Below are 7,952 nucleotides of genomic sequence, written 5' to 3' on the forward strand. Positions count from 1 at the left end.
CCCCCGCCGGACACCCGTCCGGCGGGGGCTTCGCGTATGCGGCCGAATATCCACCCCGGAGGGCACCCGCGACCGGAATAGTGGTGCCGGACATCCGCGCGACGAAGGGAAGAGCCGCGATGGCGCAGCAGGTCACAGGGGTCGTTGCCCCGGGGAAGAACCAACCCGTGCGGGTGGAGACGATCATCGTCCCGGATCCCGGCCCCGGCGAAGCCGTCGTGAAGGTCCAGGCGTGCGGGGTGTGCCACACCGACCTGCACTACAAGCAGGGCGGCATCAACGACGACTTCCCCTTCCTCCTCGGCCACGAGGCCGCCGGCGTGGTCGAGTCGGTCGGCGACGGTGTCACCGACGTGGCGCCCGGCGACTTCGTGATCCTGAACTGGCGGGCCGTCTGCGGGAAGTGCCGGGCCTGCCGGCGCGGCAGGCCCTGGTACTGCTTCGACACCCACAACGCCACGCAGAAGATGACCCTGACGGACGGCACGGAGCTGTCGCCGGCGCTCGGCATCGGGGCGTTCGCCGAGAAGACGCTGGTCGCCGCCGGTCAGTGCACCAAGGTCGACCCGTCCGTGGCCCCGGCAGTCGCCGGTCTGCTGGGCTGCGGCGTGATGGCCGGCATCGGCGCGGCGATCAATACCGGCCAGGTCGGCCGGGGCGACTCCGTCGCCGTCATCGGCTGCGGAGGCGTCGGCGACGCGGCGATCGTGGGCTCCCGTCTGGCGGGCGCCGCGCGGATCATCGCCGTCGACATCGACGACCGGAAGCTCGCCACCGCCCGGTCGATGGGCGCCACCCACACCGTCAACTCCCGCACCGCCGATCCCGTCGAGGCGATCCGGGACCTCACCGACGGGTTCGGCGCCGACGTCGTCATCGAGGCGGTCGGCCGGCCCGAGACGTACCGGCAGGCGTTCTACGCCCGCGACCTCGCCGGCACGGTCGTCCTCGTCGGCGTACCGACCCCCGAGATGAAGCTGGAGCTGCCGCTGCTCGACGTCTTCGGGCGCGGCGGAGCGCTCAAGTCGTCCTGGTACGGCGACTGCCTGCCCTCCCGCGACTTCCCGATGCTCGTCGACCTGCACCAGCAGGGCCGCATCGACCTGGCCGCCTTCGTCACCGAGACGATCGGTCTCGGCGACGTCGAGAAGGCGTTCGCGCGGATGCACGAGGGCGACGTCCTCCGCTCGGTGGTGGTCTTCTGATGACCGCGCGTATCCAGCACCTCGTCACCTCCGGCACCTTCACCCTGGACGGCGGTACCTGGGACGTCGACAACAACGTGTGGATCGTGGGGGACGGCGCCGAGGCGATCGTCATCGACGCCGCGCACGACGCCGACGCCATCCTCGCCGCCCTCGACGGCCGCACGCTGCGGGCCATCGTCTGCACCCACGCCCACAACGACCACATCGACGCGGCCCCGGCGCTCGCCGCCGCCACCGGCGCCCGCATCCTCCTCCACCCCGCCGACCTGCCGCTGTGGAAGCAGACGCACCCCGACGGCTACCCCGACGGGGAACTCGCCGACGGCCAGACCCTCACCATCGCGGGCGCCGACCTCACCGTCCTGCACACCCCCGGCCACGCGCCCGGCGCGGTCTGCCTGTACGCGCCCGACCTGGGCACCGTCTTCACCGGCGACACCCTCTTCGCCGGCGGCCCGGGCGCCACCGGCCGGTCCTTCTCCCACTTCCCGACGATCATCGACTCGATCCGCGACCGGCTCCTCACCCTTCCACCGGACACGGTCGTCCGTACGGGACACGGCGACACCACCACGATCGGAGCCGAGGCCCCGCACCTCCAGGAGTGGATCACCCGAGGCCACTGAGCGCCAGCCGACTGGTGAACCGCATCGGGGCGCCCGTGACCGGGTCGGTGAACTCCAGCGTCCGCGCCAGCAGTTGCAGCGGACGCGAGTGGTCCTCCGGCCCGTCCTCCCGTACGACCGGATACAGCGGGTCGTGCAGGATCGGCACGCCCAGCCGGGCCATGTGGACCCGCAGCTGGTGGGTCTGGCCGGTCGCCGGCACCAGCCGGTACCGGCCGAGCCCGCCCCGGTGCTCCAGCAGCTCGATGAGGCTCTCGCTGTTCGGCTCACCGGGCTCCTCACGCGCCGCGAGCACCCCCCGCTCCTTCACGATCCGGCTGCGCACGGTCACGGGCAGGGCCAGCTCGGGGGCGTACGCGGCCACCGCCTCGTACTCCTTGCGCACCCGCCGGTCCCGGAACAGCGTCTGGTACGCGCCCCGGTCCTCCGGCCGTACGACGAACAGCGCGAGCCCCGCCGTCAGCCGGTCCAGCCGGTGCGCCGGCTGGAGCTCGGGAAGGTCCAGGTCACGCCGCAGCCGCGCCAGCGCCGTCTCCGTGACGTGCCGCCCGCGCGGCGTCGTCGCCAGGAAGTGCGGCTTGTCGGCGACCACGATCCGCTCGTCCCGGTGGACGATCCCCACCTCGAACGGCACCCGCTCCTCGTCCGGGAAGTCCCGGTGGAACCACACGTACCGCCCTGGTGTGTACGGCTCCTCCGCACCGACCGGTCGCCCGTCCGCTCCGACGAACCGCCCCTCCGCCAGCATCGCGTCCACCCGCTCGGCGCCGATGGCCGCCGCGTACCGCCCCAGCAGATGGTCCCGGACGGATCCCCACGCCCCGTCCGGGTCGGCGGGCAGCCGCAGCCGTACCGGGTCGATGCCGGCACGCTGCGGAAGCGGGGCCGCCGGGGCCTTGGTCCTGCGTCTCACTCACCCACGGTAAGCGGTACGGTCACCTCGCCCGCGCCCCGGGCGGACCCGGCGCCGACCACCCGCACCCGGAAGGGCCGGTCCGTCCCGCTCGCCGTCACCCGCAGCGCCCGCCCCTCGCGTACGACCGTGTACGTGGCGGCCGGGGCGCCGCCGTGGTCCGGCACCGTCACAGGCCGGTGCCCGCGCCCAGGGGTGACCAGCAGCGTCAGTCCCTCCAGCCAGTCGCCGTCAGGGCGCTGGTCGTCGGCGCCCAGCGGCAGCACGGCGCCCGGCCGCACGTACAGCGGCAGGCTGTCGAACCCGTGGTGTTCGCGCCGCCAGCCCGGCCCGGTCACCGTCCCGCCGGTCAGCAGGTGCGTCCACACCCCCTCGGGCACGTAGAACTCGACCTCGCCGTCCACCGAGAAGACCGGCGCGACCAGCAGATCGGGGCCGAGCATGTACTGACGGTCCAGCGTCCGGCAGGCCGGGTCGTCGGGAAACGCCAGCACCATGGGCCGCATCAGCGGCGTCCCCTCGCGGTGCGCCTCGACGGCCGCCCCGTACAGGTAGGGCATCAGGCGGTGCTTCAGCTCGGTGAACCGGCGGGCCACCTCCACCGCCTCGTCGCCGAACTCCCACGGCACGCGGTACGACATGTTGCCGTGCAGCCGGCTGTGCGACGACAGCAGCCCGAAGGCCAGCCACCGCTTGAACACCTCCGGTTCGGGCGTGCCCTCGAACCCCCCGATGTCGTGGCTCCAGAAGCCGAACCCGGACAGGGACAGCGACAGCCCGCCCCGCAGCGACTCCGCCATGGCCTCGAACGAGGCGAAACAGTCCCCGCCCCAGTGCACCGGGAACCGCTGGCCGCCCGCCTTCGCCGACCGCGCGAACAGCACCGCCTCCCCGGCGCCCCGCTCCTCCTCCAGCAGTTCGAAGACGCACTCGTTGTACAGGTGCGTGTAGTAGTTGTGCATCCGCTCCGGGTCGGAGCCGTCGTGCCACACCACATCGGTCGGGACACGCTCGCCGAAGTCCGTCTTGAAGCAGTCCACGCCCTGGTCGAGCAGCGCCTTCAGCTTCGACCGGTACCAGGCACGGGCATCGGGGTTCGTGAAGTCGACCAGCGCCATCCCCGCCTGCCACAGGTCCCACTGCCAGATGTCACCGTCGGGTCTGCGCACCAGGTAGTCATGGAGAGCCCCTTCCTCGAACAGCGCCGACTTCTGGGCGATGTACGGATTGATCCACAGGCTGATCCTGAGACCCCGCTCCTTGAGCCGGGCCAGCATCCCCTCCGGATCCGGAAAAGTATCCGGATCCCAGCGGAAATCCGACCACTGGTACTCGCGCATCCAGAAGCAGTCGAAGTGGAACACCGACAGCGGGACGTTCCGCTCGGCCATGCCGTCCACGAACGAGGTCACCGTCCGCTCGTCGTACGGCGTGCAGAACGACGTCGTCAGCCACAGCCCGAACGACCACGCCGGCGGCAGCGCCGGCCGCCCGGTCAGCGCCGTGTAGCGGGCGAGGACCTCCTTGGGGGTCGGCCCGGCGACGACGTAGTACTCCAGAGACTGGTCCTCGACGCTGAACTGCACCTGCCCGACCGACTCCGAGCCGAGCTCGTACGACACCCTGCCCGGGTGGTTGACGAAGACGCCGTAACCGCGCGAGGAGAGGTGGAACGGGACGTTCTTGTACGCCTGCTCACTGCTGGTCCCGCCGTCCGCCTGCCAGATGTCCACGCTCTGCCCGTTCTTCACGAACGGCGTGAACCGCTCGCCGAGCCCGTAGACGTACTCGCCGACGCCCAGCGCGAGCTGCGCCACCATGTGGTGCGCGCCGCCGGCCGTCGTGGCGAACGCCGTCCCCTTGGCCTCGACGGCGGTCAGCCGCCGCCCCTCGGCGTCCAGGAAGGTGAGCCCCCATGGCCCGTCGCGGTCCAGGCGCACGGTGAGCGGCCCACTCGTCAGCTCGGTCACCGAACCGTCGCGCCGGGTCTTCGCCACGGGGCTCCCGCCGGAGAGCGCGAAGTCGGGGCCGTGGCGAGCCTTCCCCGCGTGGTGGGTGGCGCGGACCCCGATGACGCCCTCGGCGGGGGAGAAGCACTCCACCGTGATGAGGGGCGCGTTGAGGGTGTGGCCGCGGTGCTCCACACGCCTGACCGCCGCGTAGGCGGTGAAACGGTCGCCGCCGACATGGAGATCGCGCACTTCGGTGGCGTACGAGACGTGCACGCCGTCACGCATGAGCCAGAAGCCGTCGGTGAACTTCATCGGGACCCCAGGGAGCCGAGGGCGGGCAGTGCGGCGGCGATCCGGTCCCAGGCGGCACGGTCGCGTTCGACGGGAGGCAGCGTCCGACCCTCGCCGCCGCCCCAGGCGGTCGCGACGGCCACCGGGTCCTCCCCGGTCACCGCGCCCGCGGCCAGGGCGGCGGCACCGACGGCGACGAGTTCGGCGGTACGGGGCAGGACGACGGGCCGCCCGGAGAGGCGGCGCACGGTCTCCACCCACGTACGCCCCCGGGCTCCGCCGCCGATCAGCCGCAGCGCCACGTCCTCGCCCGTGCGGGGCAGCTCGTCGAGGGCCCGCAGGACCGTGAACACGGCGCCTTCGTACGCGGCGCCCAGGAGCTGCTGCCGGGTGGTGGCGTGGCGGAGTCCGGTCAGCAGCCCGGACGCGCCCGGAAGGTCGGGGGTGCGTTCTCCGTCGAGGTACGGCAGGAGGACGGCCTCACCCCCGGGGACGGCGTCCTCGCGGTCGAGGCCCAGCAGCGCGGCCACCTTGTCGACGGCGAGCGTGCAGTTGAGCGTGCAGCCGAGGGGGAGGTGGGTGCCGTCGGTGGCGGCGAAGCCCGCGAGGGCGGCCGTGGCGGGCCGGGTGCGGGTGGCCGCGAAGACGGTGCCGGACGTGCCGAGGGAGACCACCGGGTGGTCGAGCAGGCCCCGGCCGCCCAGCCCGAGGCCCACGGCGGCGGCCATGTTGTCCCCGGTGCCCGCGGCGACGGCGATGCCTTCCGGCAGGCCCAGCCGTTCGGCCGCCGTGGCGGTCAGCGAGCCGACCCGGGTGGCGCCGGTCGGGGCGACGGCCGGGAGGAGGGCGGGGTCCAGCCCGAGCAGGTCGAGCAGGCCGGGGTCGTACGCCCCGGTCGCGGTGTTGTACCAGCAGGTGCCCGACGCGTCGCCGGGGTCGGTCGCGGCCGTCCCGCCGAGCCGCTCGGTGAGGAAGTCGTGGGGGAGGCGCACGGCGGCGGCCGCCTCGGCGGTACGGGGCTCGTGCTCGCGCAGCCACTGCCACTTGGCGGCCGTCATCGACGCCACCGGTACGGAGCCGGTCCGGGCGAGCCAGCCGTCGGCGCCGAGCTTCTCGGTGAGGGCGGCGGCCTGGGGTGCGGAGCGGGTGTCGTTCCACAGCAGGGCGGGGCGGCGCGGGTGGCCGGAGGCGTCCAGGACGACCAGGCCGTGCTGCTGGCCGGCGACGGCGATGCCGGTGACCGCGCGGGCGTCGAGCCCCTCCAGGGCCCCGGCGACCGCTTCGGTGAGCGCCCGCCACCACTGCTCCGGGTCGCTCTCGCGCGCCCCGGCCTCGCCGCACACCGTGTGGGCGGCCCGGCCCATGCCGAGAATCCGCCCGGAGGCGGCGTCCACGACGGCCGCCTTGGCGGACTGGGTGGAGCTGTCCACGCCGATGACGGCCGGGGGCGACGGCATCCTCGCACCTCTTCCGAGTCTCTTGGCCGATGGGCATCCGTAGCGTATTAGTAATGTGAGAAAACAAATAGACCCGGAGGCCGGAACATGTCGGAACGCTTCATTCCCACCACCGAGGACAGGTTCACGTTCGGGCTGTGGACCGTGGGCTGGCAGGGTGTCGACCCCTTCGGCACGGCGACCCGCCCCGCCCTCGACCCCGTCGAATCGGTCGAGCGCCTGGCCGGTCTCGGCGCGTACGGCGTGACCTTCCACGACGACGACCTGATCCCCTCCGGGTCCTCCGACGCCGAGCGCGAGGCGGCGGTCAAACGGTTCCGCGACGCCCTGGACCGCACCGGCATGAAAGTGCCGATGGCCACCACCAACCTCTTCACGCACCCCGTCTTCAAGGACGGAGCCTTCACCGCCAACGACCGTGACGTCCGCCGCTACGCCCTGCGCAAGACGATCCGCAACATCGACCTGGCGGTGGAGCTGGGCGCGCAGGTGTACGTGGCCTGGGGCGGCCGCGAGGGCGCCGAGTCGGGCGCGGCGAAGGACGTCCGGGCGGCCCTGGACCGCATGAAGGAAGCCTTCGACCTCCTGGGCGAGTACGTCACGAGCCAGGGCTACGACCTCCGCTTCGCCATCGAGCCCAAGCCCAACGAGCCCCGCGGCGACATCCTCCTGCCCACCGTCGGCCACGCCCTCGCCTTCATCGAGCGCCTGGAACGCCCGGAACTCTTCGGCGTCAACCCGGAGGTCGGCCACGAGCAGATGGCGGGCCTCAACTTCCCGCACGGCATCGCCCAGGCCCTGTGGGCGGGCAAGCTCTTCCACATCGACCTCAACGGCCAGTCCGGCATCAAGTACGACCAGGACCTCCGCTTCGGCGCGGGCGACCTCCGCCAGGCCTTCTGGCTGGTCGACCTGCTGGAGAGCGCGGGCTACGACGGCCCCCGCCACTTCGACTTCAAGCCGGTGCGTACCGACGGCGTCGACGGCGTCTGGGAGTCCGCGAAGAACTGCATGCGCAACTACCTGATCCTCAAGGAGCGCGCCGCCGCCTTCCGCGCCGACCCGGAGGTCCAGGCCGCCCTCACGGCCTCCCGCCTCCCCGCCCTCGCCCGCCCCACCGCCGAAGACGGCCTCACCTCCCTGCTGGCCGACCCCTCCGCCTACGAAACCTTCGACGTGACCGCCGCAGCCGCCCGCTCCATGTCCTTCGAACGCCTCGACCAGCTGGCCCTCGAACACCTCCTGGCCACCCGCTGACCGACCCCCGGTGGCGGGTGGGGTGCGGCCCCTCCGGGCGGGTGCTGCGCCCCGGCCCAGCGGTTTCTGCCGGTGGGTGGGGGTGTGGCCCCTCCGGGCTCACCTCCTCGAGGCCGGCGGCCTTGGGTCTCGACGGTTCGGAGCCCACCCGACGCCGCCAACCTCTGCGGGGGCGACCCTGCACGGCCACACCCCGGTCGTACGCCGACTGCGGGCCGGATTTCCCCGGGCTGTGACTCGCGGTGCGG

General features: G+C 72.9%; 6 protein-coding genes. 3 read left to right on the top strand and 3 right to left on the bottom strand.

The window, feature by feature from the left end; genetic code table 11:
* Nucleotides 1-119 precede the first annotated feature (119 nt).
* Both ABT360_RS22220 and ABT360_RS22225 read left to right on the top strand, forming a co-directional pair.
* Entirely contained in the window at nucleotides 120-1,205 is a 1,086-nt protein-coding gene (locus tag ABT360_RS22220; RefSeq protein ID WP_351819127.1) for an S-(hydroxymethyl)mycothiol dehydrogenase, read from the top strand.
* Nucleotides 1,205-1,834: an MBL fold metallo-hydrolase gene (locus ABT360_RS22225; RefSeq protein WP_351819130.1), complete on the top strand. Its 630-nt coding sequence runs from the start codon at nucleotides 1,205-1,207 to the stop codon at nucleotides 1,832-1,834. Before ABT360_RS22220 ends, ABT360_RS22225 begins: the two co-directional genes overlap by 1 nt.
* Here the strand turns inward: ABT360_RS22225 and ABT360_RS22230 are convergent.
* The 3 genes from ABT360_RS22230 to xylB are packed head-to-tail and all read right to left on the bottom strand — an operon-like array spanning nucleotide 1,818 to nucleotide 6,447.
* A complete protein-coding gene (locus ABT360_RS22230) occupies nucleotides 1,818-2,747 on the bottom strand; it encodes an RluA family pseudouridine synthase (protein ID WP_351819133.1) in 930 nt (309 codons plus the stop codon). The two genes, ABT360_RS22225 and ABT360_RS22230, sit on opposite strands and share 17 nt — an antisense overlap.
* The gene (gene yicI / locus ABT360_RS22235; RefSeq protein ID WP_351819136.1) at nucleotides 2,744-5,011 is read right to left on the bottom strand and encodes an alpha-xylosidase; all 2,268 of its coding nucleotides are present in this window, start codon (nucleotides 5,009-5,011) and stop codon (nucleotides 2,744-2,746) included. Before yicI ends, ABT360_RS22230 begins: the two co-directional genes overlap by 4 nt.
* Nucleotides 5,008-6,447 (bottom strand): xylulokinase, encoded by a 1,440-nt coding sequence (gene xylB, locus ABT360_RS22240; protein WP_351819139.1) that lies wholly within the window; start codon nucleotides 6,445-6,447, stop codon nucleotides 5,008-5,010. The genes yicI and xylB overlap by 4 nt, the downstream gene beginning before the upstream one ends.
* An 87-nt stretch (nucleotides 6,448-6,534) precedes the next feature.
* Here xylB and xylA point away from each other — a divergent pair, with 87 nt between their 5' ends.
* Nucleotides 6,535-7,704, top strand: a complete 1,170-nt coding sequence (xylA, locus tag ABT360_RS22245; RefSeq protein WP_351819141.1) for a xylose isomerase — start codon at nucleotides 6,535-6,537, stop codon at nucleotides 7,702-7,704.
* The last annotated feature ends 248 nt before the right edge of the window (nucleotides 7,705-7,952 follow it).

The organism is Streptomyces sp. NPDC000229, from assembly GCF_040300825.1.
Taxonomy (GTDB): domain Bacteria; phylum Actinomycetota; class Actinomycetes; order Streptomycetales; family Streptomycetaceae; genus Streptomyces.